Annotated in this window: 14 protein-coding genes and 1 pseudogene; 6 read left to right on the forward strand and 9 right to left on the reverse strand. The window is 68.3% G+C overall.

The window, feature by feature from the left end:
• Positions 1-2: 2 nt before the first annotated feature.
• Entirely contained in the window at positions 3-1,967 is a 1,965-nt protein-coding gene (gene acs, locus ACE3UA_RS13160) for an acetate--CoA ligase (RefSeq protein ID WP_374645819.1), read from the reverse strand.
• 286 nt (positions 1,968-2,253) lie between these two features.
• Positions 2,254-3,903 carry a SulP family inorganic anion transporter gene (locus tag ACE3UA_RS13165; protein WP_374645821.1) on the reverse strand — a complete coding sequence of 550 codons (1,650 nt, stop codon included), beginning with the start codon at positions 3,901-3,903 and terminating at the stop codon, positions 2,254-2,256.
• A gap of 96 nt (positions 3,904-3,999) precedes the next feature.
• Here ACE3UA_RS13165 and ACE3UA_RS13170 point away from each other — a divergent pair, with 96 nt between their 5' ends.
• The gene (locus ACE3UA_RS13170) at positions 4,000-4,473 is read left to right on the forward strand and encodes a HugZ family protein (protein ID WP_374645823.1); all 474 of its coding nucleotides are present in this window, start codon (positions 4,000-4,002) and stop codon (positions 4,471-4,473) included.
• 83 nt (positions 4,474-4,556) lie between these two features.
• Here the strand turns inward: ACE3UA_RS13170 and ACE3UA_RS13175 are convergent, their stop codons facing one another.
• Together ACE3UA_RS13175 and ACE3UA_RS13180 are read right to left on the reverse strand one after the other, a co-directional pair.
• Positions 4,557-6,845, reverse strand: a complete 2,289-nt coding sequence (locus tag ACE3UA_RS13175) for a right-handed parallel beta-helix repeat-containing protein (RefSeq protein WP_374645825.1) — start codon at positions 6,843-6,845, stop codon at positions 4,557-4,559.
• A 204-nt stretch (positions 6,846-7,049) separates the two neighbouring features.
• On the reverse strand, positions 7,050-7,655 hold the full coding sequence (locus ACE3UA_RS13180; protein ID WP_374645827.1) for a 50S ribosomal protein L25/general stress protein Ctc: 606 nt from the start codon (positions 7,653-7,655) through the stop codon (positions 7,050-7,052).
• Positions 7,656-7,902: 247 nt separating this feature from the next.
• Here ACE3UA_RS13180 and ACE3UA_RS13185 point away from each other — a divergent pair.
• Positions 7,903-8,883: pseudogene (locus ACE3UA_RS13185) on the forward strand (MFS transporter); the annotation flags it as partial.
• Between the two features lie 94 nt (positions 8,884-8,977).
• Here ACE3UA_RS13185 and ACE3UA_RS13190 read toward each other — a convergent pair.
• The 5 genes from ACE3UA_RS13190 to ACE3UA_RS13210 form a co-directional block, all read right to left on the reverse strand.
• Positions 8,978-10,558, reverse strand: coding sequence for a 5-guanidino-2-oxopentanoate decarboxylase (locus tag ACE3UA_RS13190; RefSeq protein ID WP_374645829.1), 1,581 nt, complete (start codon positions 10,556-10,558; stop codon positions 8,978-8,980).
• A complete protein-coding gene (locus ACE3UA_RS13195) occupies positions 10,555-11,742 on the reverse strand; it encodes a pyridoxal phosphate-dependent aminotransferase (RefSeq protein ID WP_374645831.1) in 1,188 nt (395 codons plus the stop codon). Before ACE3UA_RS13195 ends, ACE3UA_RS13190 begins: the two co-directional genes overlap by 4 nt.
• Positions 11,742-12,398, reverse strand: coding sequence for a TetR/AcrR family transcriptional regulator (locus tag ACE3UA_RS13200; protein WP_374645833.1), 657 nt, complete (start codon positions 12,396-12,398; stop codon positions 11,742-11,744). Before ACE3UA_RS13200 ends, ACE3UA_RS13195 begins: the two co-directional genes overlap by 1 nt.
• Before the next feature lie 66 nt (positions 12,399-12,464).
• Positions 12,465-13,367 (reverse strand): cation diffusion facilitator family transporter, encoded by a 903-nt coding sequence (locus ACE3UA_RS13205; protein WP_374645835.1) that lies wholly within the window; start codon positions 13,365-13,367, stop codon positions 12,465-12,467.
• Positions 13,351-13,896, reverse strand: coding sequence for an SH3 domain-containing protein (locus ACE3UA_RS13210; RefSeq protein ID WP_374645837.1), 546 nt, complete (start codon positions 13,894-13,896; stop codon positions 13,351-13,353). Before ACE3UA_RS13210 ends, ACE3UA_RS13205 begins: the two co-directional genes overlap by 17 nt.
• A 128-nt stretch (positions 13,897-14,024) precedes the next feature.
• On the opposite strand from ACE3UA_RS13210, the gene ACE3UA_RS13215 reads away from it, so the two are divergent.
• The 4 genes from ACE3UA_RS13215 to ACE3UA_RS13230 all read left to right on the forward strand — a co-directional run bounded on the left by ACE3UA_RS13215 (position 14,025) and on the right by ACE3UA_RS13230 (position 16,189).
• A complete protein-coding gene (locus ACE3UA_RS13215) occupies positions 14,025-15,011 on the forward strand; it encodes a 2-hydroxyacid dehydrogenase (protein WP_374645839.1) in 987 nt (328 codons plus the stop codon).
• A 157-nt stretch (positions 15,012-15,168) separates the two neighbouring features.
• Complete coding sequence (locus ACE3UA_RS13220) at positions 15,169-15,366, forward strand: hypothetical protein (RefSeq protein ID WP_374645841.1); 198 nt, start codon at positions 15,169-15,171, stop codon at positions 15,364-15,366.
• Positions 15,367-15,585: 219 nt separating this feature from the next.
• Entirely contained in the window at positions 15,586-15,822 is a 237-nt protein-coding gene (locus ACE3UA_RS13225; protein WP_374645843.1) for a hypothetical protein, read from the forward strand.
• Between the two features lie 142 nt (positions 15,823-15,964).
• Positions 15,965-16,189, forward strand: a complete 225-nt coding sequence (locus ACE3UA_RS13230; protein ID WP_374645845.1) for a hypothetical protein — start codon at positions 15,965-15,967, stop codon at positions 16,187-16,189.
• Positions 16,190-16,206: the final 17 nt, after the last annotated feature.

Below are 16,206 nucleotides of genomic sequence, written 5' to 3' on the forward strand. Positions count from 1 at the left end.
CGTTACCCCCGGTTCATGCGGTTGGCGATCAGGTCGTCGACCACGGCCGGATCGGCCAGCGTCGAGGTGTCGCCAAGCGCGCCGAAGTCGTTCTCGGCGATCTTGCGCAGGATGCGGCGCATGATCTTGCCCGAACGGGTCTTGGGCAGGCCGGGCGCCCACTGGATCAGGTCGGGCTTGGCGATCGGGCCGATCTCGTGGCGGACCCAGGCCTCCAGCTTCTTGCGCAGGTCGTCCGAAGGCTCCACCCCCTTCATCAGGGTGACATAGGCATAGATGCCCTGGCCCTTGATGTCATGCGGATAGCCGACGACGGCGGCCTCGGCCACGGCGTCATGCGCGACGAGGGCGCTTTCGACCTCGGCCGTGCCCATCCGGTGGCCCGAGACGTTGATCACGTCATCGACCCGGCCGGTGATCCAGTAATAGCCGTCGGCATCGCGGCGGCAGCCGTCGCCGGTGAAGTAATAGCCCTTGTACTGGCTGAAATAGGCCTCTTCGAAACGCTGGTGGTCGCCCCAGAGCGTGCGCATCTGGCCCGGCCAGCTGTCGGACAGGCAGAGCACGCCCTCGGTCTCGGTCGCGGTCTGGACCTGGCCGGTGGCGGCGTCCAGCACCTCGGGCCTGATGCCGAAGAAGGGCTTGGTGGCCGAGCCGGGCTTCTGCGGGATCGCGCCGGGGATCGGGGTGATGATGTGGCCGCCGGTCTCGGTCTGCCAGAAGGTGTCGACGATCGGGCATTTCCCCTTGCCGACATGGGTGTTGTACCAGGACCAGGCCTCGGGGTTGATCGGCTCGCCGACCGAGCCCAGGAGCTTGAGGCTGGAGAGGTCGTGCTTTTCCACCCATTCCGCGCCCAGGCCCATCAGGCTGCGGATCGCGGTCGGGGCGGTGTAGAACTGGTTGACCTTGTGCTTGGCGCAGACTTCCCAGAAGCGGCCGGCGTCGGGCCAGGTGGGCACGCCCTCGAACATCACCGTGGTCGCGCCGTTCGCCAGCGGGCCGTAGACGATGTAGCTGTGGCCGGTGACCCAGCCCACATCCGCCGTGCACCAGAACACATCGCCGTCATGGTAGTCGAAGGTCACCTGATGCGTCAGGCTGGCAAAGACCAGGTAGCCGCCGGTGGTATGCACCACGCCCTTCGGCTTGCCCGTGCTGCCGCTGGTGTAGAGGATGAACATCGGATCCTCGGCGCCGACCTCGACATAGGGGCAATAGGGCCTGGCCGCCGCCATCTCGGCGTTCAGGTCGAAGTCGCGGCCTTCCACCCATGAGGTCTGGTCGCCGGTCCGCTTGGCGACCAGCACCTTCACCTTGTCCGAGCAATGCAGCATCGCCTTGTCGGTGTTGTCCTTGAGGCCGGTCTTCTTGCCGCCGCGCGGGGCCCAGTCGGCGGTGATGACCAGCTTCGCCTCGCAGTCGTTCACGCGGTTGGCCAGCGCGTCGGGCGAGAAGCCGCCGAAGACGACGGAATGGATCGCGCCGATCCGGGTGCAGGCGAGCATCGCATAGGCCGCCTCGGGGATCATCGGCATGTAGAGGACGACGCGGTCGCCCTTGGTCACGCCATGCGCCTTCAGCACGTTGGCGACGCGGCAGGTGTTCTCCAGCAGTTGCGCATAGGTGATGTGCTGCGCCGGTTCCTTCGGATCATCGGGTTCCCAGATGATCGCGGTCTGGTTGGCGCGCGTCAGCATGTGCCGGTCGATGCAGTTCGCGCTGACGTTCAGAAGCCCGTCCTCGAACCATTTGATCGAGATGTCGCCCGGCGCGAAGGAGGTGTCCTTCACCTTGGTGAAGGGCTTGATCCAGTCGATCCGCAGCGCCTCCTCGCCCCAGAACGCCACGGGATCCTTGACCGAGGCGGCATAGCGCGCCTCGTAGCCGGCGGCGTCCACATGCGCCTTTGCGACAAACTCGGCCGAGGCGGGGTAAACGGATTTCAGGGCTGATTGATCGGTCATCGCGGTCCTCCTACCGACAGGGCCCGGCGATGGGTCCTGCGAACCTGTCGTCCCGTGCTGCGGAACAACCTCACTCCGCAATAAAGTTACCACCGTGTTAAATGTCGCGTAAACCCCTAATTTTCATGCATAAAACTGTAAATTGCTTGACGAAAATGTGGTCAAGAAAGAAAAGCGGTGAAAAGTCCGGGCCGGAAATGCAGCATTTTCAAGACACTGGACTCACGCAGGCGTGACCTGTCGCGGCCGCGACCGTAGGGCTGCCCCGTATGGGGAAAAGGCTGGCTCAGGCCGATTCGCCCTGGGCGAGGCGGGCGTCCACGGCGGCGAGGTCGGGCAGGAAATGCACCTCGGGCTCGCGCGCGCCCTGCGATTCCAGCACCCGGCGCAGGGCGGGGCGCAGGCCGATCAGGTAGATCTGCCCGCCCCGCCGCCGCGCCCGCGCCGCCAGTTGCAGGACGCCGCGCGCGCCGGAACTGTCCATCAGCGGCACGGCCGACATGTCCAGCACCAGGGCGCGGGGGGCCTCGGCGATCCGTTCCAGCACGCCGCCAAGCTGCGCCGCCGCGCCGAAGAAATAGGGGCCTTCCAGGTGATAGACGATGCGGTCGGCACGCTGGGCGTCCGGGGTCGCATCACTCGACGGGCGCATTCCCGCCGTTTCCGACATGCGCTTGATGAAGACCAGTCCGGCCAGCGAGAAGCCGACCAGGATCCCCTCGGTCAGGTCGCGGAAGACCACGAGGAGGAAGGTCGCCAGCACCACCAGCGCATCCCCCCGCGTCGCGCGGACGAGGGCGGCGAATTCGTGCCGCTCGGCCATGCCCCAGGCGACGACGGCCAGCACCCCGGCCAGCGCCGCCAGCGGGATATAGGCGGCAAGCGGCGCGGCGACCAGCAGGAACAGAAGGAGGAACAGCGAATGCAGCATCCCCGAGACCGGCCCCCGGCTGCCCGCGCGCACGTTCGTCGCGGTGCGCGCGATGGTCCCGGTGACGCAGAATCCGCCGAACAGCGCCGAGCCGACGTTGGCCACCCCCTGCGCCACCAGCTCGGCGTTGGAACGGTGGCGCGCGCCGCTCATCCCGTCGGCGACGACGGCGGAGAGAAGCGATTCGATCGCGCCGAGCAGCGCGAAGCTGGCGGCCCAAGGCAGGGCGGCCTGGATCGCTGCAGGCGAGAGGTCGGGCAGGGCGGGGACCGGCAGCACCCTTGGCAGCGCGCCGAAGCGGGTGCCGATGGTCTCGACCGGCAGGGACAGAAGCGCGGCGGCGGTCGAGGCCACGGCCACTGCGATCAGCATGCCGGGCCAATGCGGCCGCAGCCGCCGCAGCCCCAGGATCACCGCCGCCGTAAGCGCGGCCACTGCGACGGCGGCCCAGGTGACCGTGCCCCGCGCGGCCCAGAGCGCCTCGACCTTGGCCAGGATCTCGCCCGGCTCGGCGCCCGGCAGGGTCAGGCCGAACATCTCGCGCAGCTGGCTGGCGAAGATGATCACGGCGATGCCGGCGGTGAAGCCCACGGTGACGGGATAGGGGATGTAGCGGATATAGGTCCCCAGCCGCAGCGCCCCGCCCGCGATCAGCATGAAGCCCGACAGGAAGGTGGCCAGGATCAGGCCCGGCAGCCCGGTCTCGATCACGCAGGCCGCGACGAGGACGATGAAGGCCCCCGCCGGCCCGCCGATCTGGTAGCGCGAGCCGCCAAGCGCCGAGACGAGGAAGCCGCCAACGATGGCGGTGAACAGCCCGCGCTCGGGCCCGACGCCGCTGGCGATGGCGATGGCCATGGAGAGCGGCAGCGCGACGATGGCGACGGTCAGCCCGGCCAGCGCATCGGCGCGCAGGTCGGACAGGCGATAGCCCTCGCGCCAGACGGTGAGGAGCTTGGGCAGGTATTCGGTCGGGCCGCCCTGGCCCTTGACGGTGTGGGGCATCTTCGTCTTCCAGAAGGGAAGCGCCAGAAATTGCTGGCATCGCGGAACGAATGCCGCCAGACAATGCCTCTGCCGCGCCAGTGTCAAGGAGCGATGATGCCCGATCCCGTCCGCCCCGCCGATGATGAGGCCCGCAGCCTGGCCCGGGGCCTGCTGTCGCTGGGCCATGCCGCCCTGGCCTGGACCGATCCGGCGACCGGCACGCCGGGGATCAGCCGGATCGCCTTTGCCCGCGACCCCGAGGCGGGACTGCTGACGCTGGTCTCGGGCCTGGCGCCGCATTTCCGGGCGCTGCGCGAGAACCCGGATTGCGCGCTGATGCTGGGCGAGGTCGGCGCGAAGGGCGATCCGATGACCCATCCGCGCCTGATGATCCGGGCCCGCGCCGGTTTCGTCGCGCCCGACGATCCCGCCCGGGCGGGGATGCGCGCCCGCTGGCTGGAGCGGAATCCGAAGGCGCAGGTCTATGTCGACCTGCCGGATTTCGCCTTCGTGCGGCTGACGCCGCTGTCGGCGCTGCTGAACGGCGGTTTCGCCCGCGCCTTCCACCTGACGCCGCAGAATTTGTGAAACAGGCGGACCCGAAGGCCCGCCTGTTCGATTTCTTTAAGAATGTGGTATCTCCGGCCGCATTTTCGGCCCGAAAGGTTCGATCAGGACGGTATATCCATGCGCATCTTGACCACCGCCTTGCCCTTCACCGCCTCGCCCCAGCGCAGTTGCGCCTGATTGCCCTGCGCGCCGGTGCCGGGCAGGGCATTGGGGAAGACATGGCGCGCCGCATTCGCGCCGTTCAGGATCGTCCCCTCGGGCTGCACTGCCTCGACCATGCGGATCCGGCCACCGAAGGGCACGAAGCCATCCGAGTCGATGGTCCAGGTATCGGCGGCGGTGTTCTGGCTGTGGCTGACGATCAGCGGGTTCTGGATGCCCTGGGCGACGTTGTTGAAGCTGTTCCCTTCGACCCGGACATTGCGCGACTGCAGGAAGTCCAGGGTGGCAAGGCTGGTGTCCAGCATCTCGACCCGGTCGATGGTGGCGTTGAAGACCCGGAAGCTGTTCGAGACCAGCGAGAAGCCGTTCAGGTAATGCCCCGCGCCATAGGGCTTGATCACCATCCAGCGGAAGGCCGAGGTCGTGGACGAGGCGATGAAGACGTTGCCGACGATGTTCAGCCCGCCGAAGGAGAACTCGCCGTTCCACTGTGGTTCGGAATCATGCTCGTTGCCCCATTCGATGAAGCAGTTGTCGATGTAGTTGCCCGTCACCACGGTGGAGACGTTGGTCTGGGTGAAGACCAGCCCCGCGCGACGGATGCCCGCGGGCTCGTCGTCGCCCTGGAAGAAGTGGTTGGCGTGGACCAGGTGGCCGGTGCCGTTCACGATGGCGAAATGGGCGAAGCGGACGACGCGGTTGTTGCGCAGCTTGACGTCATTGGCGTTCACGTTCAGCGCGATCGAGGTGCGGCTCTGCGCCGGCAGCGCGCTTTCGTTCGACAGGAACTGGCACATGTCGACGAACATGCCCTGGCAGCCAAGGCCCGGCGAACTGATCCCCCGGTCCAGCGGCCGGTTCAGCGTGCAGGAGACGAAACGCGCGGTCGCGCCGGAGGTCGCCAGCAGCACGCCGGAGCACAGGCCCTGGCAGTTGAACTCGATATCCTCCATCTCGAACCGGGACAGAAGGTCGAAGCCCGAGAAGTCCAGCATGTATTTGAAGCGGCGGAAGGTATAGGACCGCGTCCCCGTCCCGCCCCAGAGCGGCTGGCTGAGGGTGATCGTCCCCGCCGCCACGTTCCTGGCGCGGACATAGACCTCGCGCCCGACGCCGGTGCCGATCACCAGCGAGCCGACCGGGATATTCGCGACATTGGCGACGCCGGTCAGGGTCAGGTTGTTCGCCGGCGAATAGGTGGCGGTCGAGGTGAAATCCTCGGTCGTCCATGCCGGCCCTGCCACCGCCACCAGTTGCCCGTTGCGCAGCACGCGGCGGTTGTTGAAATTCGTCAGCCCCGCGACGGCGGCCACGTCGATCGGCTCGGTCAGCTCCACCCGGCGGCCGGAGAGATCCAGCGTCACATGGTCGGTGAAGTAGAACAGCGCCTGCAGCGCGCGGCGGAAGCCATCAACTTCGGTGCCGAAAGCCTGGCCATAGGTATCGAGGTCGAAGTTGCGCGTCAGGATCAGCCGGCGGTTGGCGGGCATCGAGACGGTGCCCTCGAAGCGGATGCGGCTGTTGATCGTGACGTCCGAGTTCAGCCGGAACAGGCCCGAGGGCACCAGGATCGCGCGGCCCTGCGCATCGGCATCGGCGGCAAGGAAGGCGGCGGCGTCATTGGTCGTCCCGTTGCCCAGGGCGCCATAATCGCGCACGTCGACCCAGTCCATCAGCTTGCGGATGAAAAGCGCGGTCACATCCTCGACCACCAGGTCGTCGATGCGGACCACCCCGCCGTTCGCGCCGGTCAGGTCGAGGCCGATATGGGCATAGACCGCCTCGGTGGTCCAGGCCATGTCCACCCCGGTTCGCGCGGCCGGAGAGATGATCGCGCTGACCGTCACCACCTCGCCATAGGTGGTCAGCGCCACGCTGGGGCCGGTCTGGGCCAGCGCGGCAAGGTTCTGGCCCGCCACATCCCCCGCCCAGGCGGCGATGCGGACGGCCGGAAGGTTGCCCGAGACCGCCTTGACCCGCGCCGTCACCCGCAGGTAGAGGCCGGGCTGGACCGGCGTCTGCGCATAGCTGCGCAGCTTCTGTGTCGCCTCAAGCTTCTGCAACTCCAGGCAGCCGGCGAAATCCTGGTCGTTCGTCACCAGCGCCGCGTTCGGCTGGCCCTGCCACGCGGCCGAGCCCGGCGTCCCGTCGCCGCGCGACCAGAGGTTCAGCCCGGCCGAGAACGGCGGCGGCATCAGGACCAGCCCGTCGGTGATTGCCTTGTTCATCTGAAAACTCCCTTGCCAGCTTGAACGCCACGGCAAAGCGGGAAGGGGCAGGCCCGGGCCGCTTCGCCCATGGCGAGGCTGGGTAGCAAGGAAGGCTTAACCACGCCTCAGGGCAGCGCGCGGCAGGCGGGGCGCGGAGGCAACGGCGGAAAAGCGAGCGGGGGGCCAGAGGCCCCCCGCAAAGGTCGTCGATGCGCGTCAGCCTCAGGCTTCGGCTTCGGCGTGCTCTTCCGAGACCAGGCCCGAGGGCGCGGCGATGTTGGCGATCACGAAGTTCCGCGCGATGGTCGGCTTGGCGCCGGCCGGCAGCTGGACGTCGTCGATGTGGATGACATCGCCGATCTTCTTGCCGGTCAGGTCGACCGTGATGTGATCCGGGATGTCGCCCGCGGTGACTTCCAGTTCCACCTCGGGGCGGACCACGGTCAGCGTGCCGCCGCGCTTGAGACCGGGGCTTGCCTCGTGGTTCACGAAGGTCACATGGATGAACAGCTCGATCCGGCTTTCATCATGGATGCGCATGAAGTCGACATGCGTCGGCAGGTCCTTGACCACGTCGCGCTGCACGGCGCGGCAGATGACATGGACGTCGGGCTGGCCTTCGACCTTCAGGTTGAACAGCGTCTGCAGGAACCGGCCCTGCCGCAGCTTGGTCAGGAGGTAGTTGTAGTTCATCTTGATCGGCGTGGGCTCTTGCCCGTCGCCGTAGACGATGCCAGGTACCTTGCCCTCGCGACGGGCTTGACGGGCGGCCCCCTTGCCTGTCCCCGTCCGTACCTCGGCGTTAAGATCGACGATCTCGCGTGCCATTGGGTCTCTCCATATGTAAGGTCCGCCATCCTCCAAGGGTGCATGGCGCGACCGGGGGTCCATAACGGGGAATCGGCGGGAAGGAAAGGGGCTTGTTCCGTGTCGCTTTCGGCCCCGGCCCGCGTCGCGGAAGGGGTGGAGGTTGCAGGGGTCGCAGGATACCTCTCGGCTTCCGCCGCTGGAGCCCCGCATGCCTGCCCTTGCCACCCTTGCCTATTCCCGGCCCGCGATCGCGGCCTTCGGGGCGATGGGCCTGCTCTGGGGCACATTCGCGGCCGACCTGCCGGACCTGAAGGCGATGCTCGGGGTGGACGAGGCCGGGCTGGGCCTTCTGCTGTTCTTCACGCCCCTTGCGGCGATCAGCGCGATGCTGCTGGCCCCGGCCTTCGGCGCGGCGCTGGGCCGGGTGGCGCTGCCCCTGGCCACCGCCCTGATGGCGCTGGCCTTCGTGCTGCCGGGGCAGGCGGATGCGGTCTGGCTGTTCCCGCTGGCCATGGCCTGCGCCGGGGCGGCGACGGGCCTTACCGATGTGCTGATGAACGCCCGCGTCGCCGCGATGGAGACGGCGCGGGGCGCGCATCTGATGAACCTCGCCCATGCGGCCTATTCCTTCGGCTATGCGACCGGCGCAATCCTGACCGGCGCGATGCGCGGCGCGGGCTGGGCGCCGGCCTGGGTGCTGGGGCTGATGGGCCTGCTCGGCCTGCTCTGCGCCCTGCTGACGCTGGAGCGCGACGGGAGGATCGAAGGGTTGCAGCGCCCGAAGGACGGGAACGCGCTGCCTTTGGGCCTGGTGCCGGTGATCGGCGGCGGCATCGTGCTGATCGCCTTCATGACCGAGAACGCGGCCGAGAACTGGTCTGCGCTGCATATCGAGAAGACGCTGGGCGGCAGTCCCGAGGAAGGCGCCTTCGGCCCGGCGATGCTGGCGCTGACCATGGGTTTTGCCCGGCTGGGCGGGCAATGGCTTTCGGGTCGGGTGAACCCCTTCCGGCTGCTGAAGGGCGGGGCGGTGATTGCGGCGCTGGGGGCGGGGATCGCCGCGCAGGCCGCGGGGCCGATCGGGGCCTATCTCGGCTTTTTCGTCATGGGGATCGGTGCCTCGGTCCTTGCCCCCACCGCCTTTTCACTCGTCGGCCAGTACAGCCCGCCCGGCACCCGCGCCCGCGCCGTGGCCCGGGCGACGCTTCTGGGCTATCTGGGCTATTTCGTCGGTCCGCCGCTGCTGGGCCTGATCGCCGGAACCTTCGGCCTGCGCATGGCCTTTCTCTGGGCCGCCTTCCTGGTCGGGCGGTCTTCCTCCTCGCCCCGATCCTGGCGCGTCAGCGGACCTGAATCTCCAGCAGGCGCGGCCCGTCATGCGGCGTGGCCAGCATTTCGGCCAGGACCTCCGGGTCCTGCGGCACCGCGGCGAACAGCATGTCGCAGGCCATGGCGAAATGCTCCATGTCCAGGGGCGAGGGGTCGCAGCCCAGGACCGGCGCCTTGTACTGCCGCATCGTCTCGGCGATCTCGCGGAAGCCGGCGTTGTTCCAGACGATATAGGTGATCGGCAGCTTTTCATCGACGGCGGTGCGCAGCTCTCCGGGGCTGAACTGGAGGCCGCCGTCGCCGATCAGGCAGACGACCGGAGTGCCGGGGGCCGCCAGCGCCGCCCCCACCGCCGCACCGGGGGCGAAGCCCAGCGCGCCATAGCCGGTGGCGGCGTTGAACCAGCCGCGCGGGCGGTCGTGGTCGTAATAGAGGTTCGCCGCATAGATCGGCTGGGTGCTGTCGCCGACGATGATCGCGCCGGGAACGGCCTCGCGGATCGCCTCGACCATGTCCAGCTGGGCGGGCAGGGCTTCATTGATCGTCGACAGCTCGGCCAGCGCGGCCTCGCGCGTGGCGGCGGCGCGGCGGGCGCCCTCGCGGTTGGCGGGCAGGAGCATCGACATCAGCCCCGCCATCATCGGCCCGGCATCGGCCTTGATCGGCATCTTCGCCGGATGGCGGCCCAACTGGTCGGCGCAGATGTCGATGCGGATCATCCCCGACAGGTCCGGCACGCCGCCCTTGGCATAGACGTCGTAGTCGGTCGGCCCCAGTTCCGTGCCCACCGCCAGCACCTGGTCGGCCTCCGCGATCAGCTTGCGCACGGCCGTCAGGCTGGGCGAGGCCGGGACGCAGAGCCGGTGGCCATGCATCGCGCCGCGCGCATTCGCGGTCAGGACCACGGGGGCGTCCAGCATCTCGGCCAGCTTGCGCAACTCCTCATGCGCGCCGCGGGTGCCGCCTCCCGCCAGGATCAGCACCCGCTCGGCATTGTTCAACGCGGTGGCGATGCTGCGCATCCGGCCCATCGGCAGCGGCACGGCGGCGGTGGACACCACCGGCGGCGGCAGGGCGGGGCAGGGCTGGCCCATCATGTTGGTCGAGATCTGGATATGCGCCGGTCCCGGCCGCCCTGCCGTCATCGCGGCAAAGGCGCGGTCCAGGACCTCGCCCAGCTTCTTCGGATCGGTCACCGTCTCGGTATGGCAAAGCGTGGCGATCATCGCCCCCTGGTCCGGCAGTTCGTGCAACCGCCCCAACCCCTTGCCCAGGGTATCGCTGCGCCCAAGGCCCGAGACGACCAGCATCGGCACCGAATCCGCCTTGGCCTGCGCCATGGCGGTCAGCGTGTTCGTCAGCCCCGGCCCGGTGATCACGAAGGCGGCGGCCGGGCGGCCCGCGACCCGGGCAAAGCCGTCGGCCATGAAGCCTGCGCCCTGTTCGTGACGGGCGGTGACATGGCGGATCCTGCCCTCGGCGGCGGCAAGGCCGCGGTAAAGCTCGATCGTGTGGACGCCGGGGATGCCGAAGACGGTGTCGATGCCCCGGGCGGCCAGCCCCTCGACCAGACGGATGCCGACGGTGGTCATGCCACGCCCTCCAGCAGGCTGGCCGCATGGGCGGCGATGCGGTCGGTGGCCTCGACCACCCTTTCGTCCGGCTGCGTCAGGCTGAGCCGCAGCCAGCCCGAAAGCCCCGCGCCGAAGCTTTCGCCCGGCATCACCGCGACCTTCTGCCGGTCAAGAAGCCCCAGCGCGAACTCCTCGCCCGTAAGACCCGTGGCGCGGACATCGACCAGCGCGAACATCCCCGCCTCGGGCCGGTGGACATAAAGCCCGTTCACCCCGGTGAGCTGATCCTGGATCAGCGCCGCGCGGCGCGCGAAGCGTTCCGCCATCCCGGCCGCAACCGGCGAAGGTTCGGAAACTGCAATCTGGGTCATGTCGGCGATGAAGGGCTGGCTGCCGAAAAGCATGGTTTCCGAAAGCGGCAGCAGCCGCTCGCAGAACTCGGCCGGGCCGACGCACCAGCCCGAGCGGAAGCCCGGCGCCGCGTGCGACTTCGAGATCGACGAGGCGACCACCACCCGGTCGGCCAGGTCGGCAAAGTCCAGCGGCGAGGTGAAGGGGACGCCGGGGAAGACCAGGTCCTCATAGACCTCGTCCGAGACGATCCAGAGGTCATGCGCCTTCGCCACCTCGCCCAGGGCGCGGATGTCGGCGGGCCGCAGGACGGCGCCGGTCGGGTTGTGCGGGGTGTTCAGGAACAGGACGCGCGTGCGCGGCGTGATCCGCGCGGCCACATCGGCGGCCTGCATCCGGAAGCCGTGTTCCGGCCGCAGCGGCACCGGCACCATGGTCGCCCCGGTCTGGGCGATCAGCCCCTCATAGGTGGCATACATCGGATCGCCCAGCAGCACCTCGTCCCCGCTCTCGACCAGGGTGCGCAGGATGGCGTAAAGCGTGGTCTGGGTGCCGGGCAGGCACATCACCTGATTGCGCCCGATCCCGCGTCCGCGCCGCGCGGTGTAGCGGGCGGCCAGCGCCGCGACCAGCCCCGGCTCGCCGCGGCCGTTGGAATAGCCGGTCCGCCCCGCCCGCATCGAGCGCGCCGCCGCCTCCAGCATCGGCTCGGGCGTCTCGACGTCGGGTTCGCCGATGGTCAGTTCGATGATCTGCTCTCCGGCCGATTTCAGGTCGCGGGCGCGGGCATGGATCGCCCATTTCGCGCCGCCAAGTCCGGCGAGTCGGTCGGTGACGGAAGCGTAGCGCATCAGAGGGTCTTTCCCGGATCAGGCAGCATGGAGGAATGGGCGATCAGGTCGGCGCCAAGGATGGCGCCGACCGAACGAAGGCCGATGGTCACGACCTCGCCCGGTGAAAAGCTGTCGCGCAGGAGCGAGCCCTCGATCCAGAGCCCGTCGATCAGCGCGTTGCAGGCGATGGCCTCGGAGCGGGTCTGGCCGGGCCGGGTTTCACGCGGCAGGGCCTCGATCAGCGCCTGCAGCATGTCGCGATAGGCAAGATAGCCGGCCTCATGCGCCGCCAGCAGCTCGGGGTCGCTGCGGACCTTGTGCATGTAGCCGGCCCAAAGCACGACCGAACCCGAATCCAGCACCGGCGGGCGTAGCGAGGCCGAGACGAAGGCGGCAAGCCGCTCCTCGGGCAGGGCGCCCACCCCCTCCAGCGCGTCGGACCCCTTGGCCGTCATCCCGTCCATCAGCGAGCGGTAGGCGGCGCGGGTGAGTTCGTCCTTGGACTGGAAGTAATGCCGGATCAGCCCCGGCGTGACCCCGGCGCGCGCCGCGATGGCGCGCACGGTCGCAGCCCCTGGCCCGCCCTCGGCCACCAGCTCCTGCGTGGCCGAGATCAGCGAAGACCGGCGATTTTCCTCGCTTTCGCGGCGATAGAGGCGGCGGACGGGTTGCATGGCGACCGGGTTGTTATACGCGTGAACAATCGGCCTGCCGCGCAGCGAAGTCAAGTCCGCAACACTTCAGGTTTTGCCGGCCGGATCGTGGACGTCCTTGTGGATCATCACATCCGCCTGCGGATAGGCCGCCAGAATCGCCCGGCGCAGTCCCGCGCCGATGTCATGCGCCTCGCGCAGGGACTGCTCGCCATCCAGTTCGATATGCAGGTTGACGAAGACGCGGCTTCCGGCCCGCCGGGTCTTGAGGTCGTGATAACCCCGCACCCCGGGCCAGGCCTGCGCGATCCGGCCGATTCCCTCCAGCACCTCCGGGTCGGCGGCGCGGTCCATCAGCGCGTCCCAGGCGTCCTTGCCGATCTTCAGCGCGCCGAAGACCAGCACCCCCGCCGCCCCCAGCGCCACCACCGAATCGACATAGCCGATCCCCCAGCGCGACGAGGCCAGGAGCGCCCCGATCGCGCCCAGGCTGGGCAGAAGGTCGCCCAGATAGTGCAGCCGGTCCGCCGCCACCACCTTGCTGCCCGTGGCCTTCGCCACCCGGCCCTGCCACCAGACCAGGCCCAGGGTCAGCAGGATCGACAGGCCCATGACCACCACGCCGCGCCCGTGGCTGGTCAGTTCCGGCGGCGCGGAGGACATGAGCCGCCCCGCCGCCGCCCAGCCGATCACCCCGGCCGAGATCAGGATGAATGCCGCCTGCGCCAGCGCCGTCAGGTCCTCGGCGCTGCTGTGGCCGAAGGCGTGGTCCTCGTCCGCGGGCCGGGCGGCATAGACGATGGCCGCCGCCGCCCCCAGCGACATCATCAGGTCCAGCGCGGAATCGGCCAGCGAGGCCGCAATCGACAGCGCCCCCGTCTCGGCCATGGCCCAAAGCTTCAGCGCGACCAGAAGTCCCGCCACCAGGACCGAGGCGAGGCCCGCCGACAGCGCAAGTCCCGGCCCGGACGGCTCAGTCGATGGTTTCATCGGGCTTCACCCCCCAGATCGCGGATTTGCGCACCCAGCCCCGCGCGCCGTCCAGCGTGATGCGGCACCAGTCGGGCAGGCATTCCTGCACCCGGCCGATCACCCCGACCTCGGCCTGGGCGATCACCGGCGAGGCATCGTCGGGGTCGTCATGGAACTCGGCCATGTCCAGCGTCACCATGACCGAGCGCACCCCCGACAGAAGCGAGTAGTGCACCCAGCCGCCCGCGCCCTCGAAATCCTCGACCCGGCGCCAGTTCTCGTATTCGGCGGTGATCTTCAGCGGCATCCCGGCCCGGGTGAACACCCAGTCCACCCGATGCGTCAGCCCCGGCCCGCGCCTTGCGTTGCCCTCGGACCCTTTCAGCGAGACATAGCGCGGCAGCGGCAGGTTGGTCACGCAGCCGATATCGGGCTTGCATTGTTCTTCCGGCGGTTTCTCGGGCTGCGGCAGGTCGGTCTCCTGCGCGGCAAGCGGCAGAGTCGCGGCTGCGACAAGGATCGCGATGCTTCCCAGGAACCGTTTCATGCCCGTCCGCCTTGCTGCCCGATCCCGCCAGCGACGGGGTGCGCCCTTCCGTGGGGCTTGTGCATTGCGCCCCTTGCCGTAACCTTGCCGCAAGTGCCAGGAATTTGGAAGGGCAGGGGGAAGGTTTCATGCCAGTAAAGCGTCTGTCGGTCGTGGTCACGCGGCGCCTGCCCGAGGTCGTCGAGACCCGGATGAAGGAATTGTTCGACGTCACCCTGCGCGACCCCGACACGCCGATGTCGCGCGAGGAACTGGCCGCCGCCATGCGCCAGGCCGATGTGCTGGTGCCCACGATCACCGACACGATCGACGCGGGCCTGCTGGGCCAGGCGGGCGAGAAGCTGAAGCTGATCGCCAATTATGGCGCAGGATTCGACCATGTCGACGTGGCCACCGCCCGCCAGCGCGGCATCCTGGTCTCGAACACGCCCGGCGTCACGACCGAGGACACGGCGGACATGGTCATGGCCCTGATTCTCGCCGTGACGCGCCGCATCCCCGAGGGGCTGAAGGTGATGCAGTCCGGCAACTGGCCGGGCTGGTCGCCGATGGCGAATCTCGGCGGGCGGCTGGGCGGACGCAGGCTCGGCATCCTCGGCATGGGGCGGATCGGGCAGGCGGTGGCGCGGCGGGCGCGGGCCTTCGGGCTTCAGGTCCATTACCACAACCGCAAGCGCGTCCGCCCCGAGACCGAGGCCGAGCTTGAGGCGACCTGGTGGGAAAGCCTGGACCAGATGCTGGCCCGGATGGACATCGTCTCGGTCAACTGCCCGCACACGCCCTCGACCTTCCACCTGCTGAACGCGCGGCGGCTCAAGCTGATGAAACCCTCGGCGGTGGTGGTGAACACCTCGCGCGGCGAGGTGATCGACCAGAACGCCCTCACCCGCGCGCTGCGGGCCGGAGAACTGGCCGGCGCCGGACTCGACGTCTATGAGCAGGGCAGCGAACTCAATCCCAGATTGCACGATCTGGCCAATGTGGTTCTGTTGCCGCATATGGGGTCGGCCACGATTGAGGGGCGAATCGAGATGGGCGAGAAGGTGATCATCAACATCAAGACCTTCGCCGACGGCCACCGCCCGCCCGATCAGGTCGTGCCGGGCATGTCCTGATCGCCAGCCGACCCCGGATTTGTGCTATTCGCGCAACGCTTGACGCCACCGCATCAAGCAATCGTGCTTATTCGTTGAGGACGTGTGAACCTGTCAGTAGCTTCCGCCTTGCGCCCTGTCGTTCTGACGGGATCGTCTAACATTCTCGGAGTCCATCATGAAGAAACTCGTCGCGTCGGTCATGGCCCTGACCCTCGGCACCTCGGCCGCCATGGCTGGCGGCCCGGTCGTCATCGAAGAAGAAGCTGAAGTCGTGGCTGAAAAGCCCGCCTCGTCGGCCGGCATCCTGCCGCTGCTGCTGATCCCGGTCATCCTCTGCGTCGCGCTCTGCGGCGGCGATGACGACGAAGAGTAATCGAACCGGCGTCGGTCCATTCGACCGCGCGTTTCATTACGGGGCCAGCCGAAAGGCTGGCCCTTCTTCATTCTGGGTGGCCGATCCCCTGTTATTGCGAAATTGCAACATTCGACAGGTATTCTTGCCACGCGGTTTGAGAATCCATCCGCAAGCAATTAGCGTTCCGACTGTTGGCGCGGGTCTGGATCCGCACCAGTCCCTTGAATGGAGTTCACCATGAAGAAGATCCTCGCCGCCTCGCTGGCCGCGTCCGTCGCGATCAGCGCCTCGACCGCCTATGCCGGCGGCCCCGTCGTCATCGAGGAAGAAGCCGAAGTCGTGGCCGAAAAGCCCGCCTCCTCGGCCGGCATCCTGCCGCTGCTGCTGATCCCGATCATCCTCTGCGTCGCGCTTTGCGGCGGCGATGATGATGAGGGCGGAAGCATTACCCCGCCGCCGCCGCCCGTGCCCTGATCCCCGGCACATCCGCCATCCGGGGGCAGCCGGAGACGGCTGCCCTTTTCCATGCGTCATTCCGGTCGCATCCGTTGCTTTCCTGTGGCACAGTGAACCGCCCGCCGCGAAGCGCGGGAGTTCAATAACCAGGACATGTGCAATGAATAGACTGCTTGCAACGACCCTTGCCGCTGCCGTGGCGCTTTCCACCACCACCGCCTTCGCCGGCGGCCCGGTCCTGATCGAGGAAGAAGCCGAAGTCGTGGCCGAAAAGCCCGCCTCCTCGGTCGGCGTCCTGCCGCTGCTGCTGATCCCGATCATCCTTTGCGTCGCGCTTTGTGGCGGCGACGATGAAGAAGGCAGCAGAATTCCTCCCAAGGATTGATGATCGCCTGAGAATCT

This window comes from Tabrizicola sp. (genome assembly GCF_041919135.1).
Taxonomy (GTDB): Bacteria; Pseudomonadota; Alphaproteobacteria; order Rhodobacterales; family Rhodobacteraceae; genus Tabrizicola.

What these genes read in the sequence shown, in the direction of transcription:
- acs (WP_374645819.1), bottom strand. Translation starts at nt 1,967, where the DNA reads ATGACCGATCAATCAGCCCTGAAATCCGTTTACCCCGCCTCGGCCGAG.
- ACE3UA_RS13165 (WP_374645821.1), bottom strand. Translation starts at nt 3,903, where the DNA reads ATGCCCCACACCGTCAAGGGCCAGGGCGGCCCGACCGAATACCTGCCC.
- ACE3UA_RS13170 (WP_374645823.1), top strand. Translation starts at nt 4,000, where the DNA reads ATGCCCGATCCCGTCCGCCCCGCCGATGATGAGGCCCGCAGCCTGGCC.
- ACE3UA_RS13175 (WP_374645825.1), bottom strand. Translation starts at nt 6,845, where the DNA reads ATGAACAAGGCAATCACCGACGGGCTGGTCCTGATGCCGCCGCCGTTC.
- ACE3UA_RS13180 (WP_374645827.1), bottom strand. Translation starts at nt 7,655, where the DNA reads ATGGCACGCGAGATCGTCGATCTTAACGCCGAGGTACGGACGGGGACA.
- ACE3UA_RS13190 (WP_374645829.1), bottom strand. Translation starts at nt 10,558, where the DNA reads ATGACCACCGTCGGCATCCGTCTGGTCGAGGGGCTGGCCGCCCGGGGC.
- ACE3UA_RS13195 (WP_374645831.1), bottom strand. Translation starts at nt 11,742, where the DNA reads ATGCGCTACGCTTCCGTCACCGACCGACTCGCCGGACTTGGCGGCGCG.
- ACE3UA_RS13200 (WP_374645833.1), bottom strand. Translation starts at nt 12,398, where the DNA reads ATGCAACCCGTCCGCCGCCTCTATCGCCGCGAAAGCGAGGAAAATCGC.
- ACE3UA_RS13205 (WP_374645835.1), bottom strand. Translation starts at nt 13,367, where the DNA reads ATGAAACCATCGACTGAGCCGTCCGGGCCGGGACTTGCGCTGTCGGCG.
- ACE3UA_RS13210 (WP_374645837.1), bottom strand. Translation starts at nt 13,896, where the DNA reads ATGAAACGGTTCCTGGGAAGCATCGCGATCCTTGTCGCAGCCGCGACT.
- ACE3UA_RS13215 (WP_374645839.1), top strand. Translation starts at nt 14,025, where the DNA reads ATGCCAGTAAAGCGTCTGTCGGTCGTGGTCACGCGGCGCCTGCCCGAG.
- ACE3UA_RS13220 (WP_374645841.1), top strand. Translation starts at nt 15,169, where the DNA reads ATGAAGAAACTCGTCGCGTCGGTCATGGCCCTGACCCTCGGCACCTCG.
- ACE3UA_RS13225 (WP_374645843.1), top strand. Translation starts at nt 15,586, where the DNA reads ATGAAGAAGATCCTCGCCGCCTCGCTGGCCGCGTCCGTCGCGATCAGC.
- ACE3UA_RS13230 (WP_374645845.1), top strand. Translation starts at nt 15,965, where the DNA reads ATGAATAGACTGCTTGCAACGACCCTTGCCGCTGCCGTGGCGCTTTCC.